Origin of the sequence: Intrasporangium sp. (assembly GCF_035280925.1) — a bacterium.
Taxonomy (GTDB): Bacteria; Actinomycetota; Actinomycetes; order Actinomycetales; family Dermatophilaceae; genus Intrasporangium.
Map to the genome: position 1 here is coordinate 1 of NZ_DATEEY010000099.1, position 2,223 is coordinate 2,223.

A 2,223-nucleotide genomic window follows, 5' to 3' on the forward strand; every position below is an offset into this window, starting at 1 on the left:
GCCCCGGCTCCTCCCGCAGCACGCCGATCACGTCCCGCAGCTCCTCCAGCGCTTGATGGGCCGTCACCCGCAACAGCGCTGCGCTCTCCCGCACCTGGGCGGGAGGCAGGTCGAGTGCGACCTCGAGCGCCCCGGCGTGCAGCGCCACCAGGGAGATGCGGTGGGCGAGCACGTCGTGCATCTCCCGTGCGATGCGGGTTCGCTCGGCCAGGCGCGCACGTTCGGCGCGGAGGAGCTGGTCCGCCTCGGCCCGTTGGGCACGGTCGAGCAGGGTGGAGAGGAGCTGACGCCGGGCGCGGACGAACATGCCCCATGCGGTTGCGGCGGCGGCAAGCGCCGTCGTCGGCAGCATCACCGACCAGGTATTGGTCCGCCCGAGCCAGATCGAGCACACCACAGCGGACGGAACGAACAGAGCGGCGACGAGCAGGGCGGGCCGGACATGGCGGTGCACAGCCAGCGAGGACAGTGCGAACAGGCCGGCCACCGTGCCAGACGTCGAGAATGCGCCCAACAGTGCGCAAACCAGCGCCACACCGAACGGCCAGCGCCGCCGCCACCACAGTGAGATGCAGCAAAGAGCTCCGAACGCGGCGTCGATGGCCACCCGCCCCGAGGTCATCCGATTGGCGGCATCATCCACGGTGACGCTCAGGATGAGAGCGCCGAGAGCGGCGGCGATGACGAAGGCACCGGCGTCGACGGACCAGTCGCGCCGTGTCCTGGGCGCCACCTTGTCGGGATGAGCCGAGTCGCTCGGTGCCAGCAGCGCCGTGGGAGCGGTCTGGGCCCACCACCTGCGTAACCAGGACATGACCCGAGCGTAGGGCTCTGGTCGCGCGTGCAACATCGACGAAAGTCGACATTGCAACCAACGAAAGGCGAGACGTCGGGAGCGGACGGCGTCCCTTCGGACATCGGATCGTGGCCGTCCGCCCGATGCGCCGGCGCACCGGGCGGTTCAGGCTGGCCACATGATCACTACAACGGCTCTCACCAGGAGCTACAAGAAGGTTCCGGTCGTCCGCGACGTCTCGTTGCGCTGCGAACCCGGGACCATCACCGGTTTCCTCGGGGCCAACGGCGCCGGGAAGTCCACCACGCTGAAGATGATCGTCGGGCTGGTGCGACCCGATCGCGGCACGGCGACCATCGACGGCCGACCGTTCGGCGAGCTGCCCAACCCGACGCGCGTGGTCGGGACGCTGCTCGACGCGTCAGCGATGCATCCCGGGCGCAGTGGCCGGGCGACGCTCACGATCGCAGCGCGGCTGACAGGCGTTCACACGAGACGGGTCGAGCACCTGTTGGACCTCGTCGGGATCGCCGATGCGGCGGAGAAGCGGGTGGGGACCTACTCGCTTGGCATGCGCCAACGCCTCGGCGTCGCCCAGGCGCTCGTCGGTGAACCGCGGGCGCTGATCCTCGATGAACCGGCGAACGGGCTCGATCCCGAAGGCATCGCCTGGATGCGAACGCTCCTCCGCGACTTCGCCGACCATGGCGGCACGGTGCTGTTGTCGAGTCACCTGCTCCACGAGGTGCAGGCCACCGCCGATCATCTTGTCGTCATCTCAGGCGGTGCCGTGGTAGCCGCCGGTCGGCTGGACGATCTGCTTGCCAGCTCCACGATCCTCGTGCGCAGCCCCGACCCCGGTGCACTCGCCGCGGCGCTCCAGGTTGCGCGGATCGACTACGTCGCCGGGCCGGGAGATGTGCTCACCGTGGACGTCTCCGGAGGTCGGGTCACGACCGAGGTGGTGGCGGGGGTCGCCCGCGACCACCAGGTGCTGCTCACCGAGTTGCGTCAGTCCGAGCCAAACGGGCTGGAACAGCTGTTCTTCTCACTCACCGCCGCCCATGCGGCTCCGCCCCAGGAGGCTGCAGCATGACCACCTCACTCTCCGTAGCAACACTCGGCATCGACGCGGCACCGTCGGCCCCAGGACCTATCCCGTTCTCACGGCTTGTCCGGGTCGAGTGGGCCAAGGCCACCGATACCCGCGCTGCCCGCTGGCTCCTCGCTCTCGTAGCCCTGTCGACCGCTGGGATGATGCTGCTGCCGGTCCTCGCCCCAACGACCTTCGATCAGACCTACGCGAGCTACCTCCGCGTTGCCGCTCTCGGGCTGACGATCCTCCTGCCTGTGGTGGCGATCCTGATGCTCACCGGCGAATGGAGCCAACGCAGCGTCATGACCACGTTCACCCAGGAACCGCGACG

General features: G+C 69.1%; 2 protein-coding genes and 1 pseudogene. 2 read left to right on the forward strand and 1 reads right to left on the reverse strand.

The genetic code is table 11. The features are described 5' to 3' along the window. Positions 1-814: histidine kinase dimerization/phosphoacceptor domain-containing protein (locus VJN29_RS09710; RefSeq protein ID WP_324143424.1), on the reverse strand; the 814-nt coding region annotated here is incomplete at its 3' end. Positions 815-974: 160 nt separating this feature from the next. Here VJN29_RS09710 and VJN29_RS09715 point away from each other — a divergent pair. Then, a complete protein-coding gene (locus tag VJN29_RS09715; RefSeq protein ID WP_324143425.1) occupies positions 975-1,892 on the forward strand; it encodes an ATP-binding cassette domain-containing protein in 918 nt (305 codons plus the stop codon). Next, positions 1,889-2,223: pseudogene (locus VJN29_RS09720) on the forward strand (ABC transporter permease); the annotation flags it as partial. The gene VJN29_RS09715 and the pseudogene VJN29_RS09720, both read left to right, overlap by 4 nt.

Bases quoted from the DNA above. Each gene is read 5' to 3' on its own strand.
- VJN29_RS09715 (WP_324143425.1), top strand. From the start codon at position 975: ATGATCACTACAACGGCTCTCACCAGGAGCTACAAGAAGGTTCCGGTC.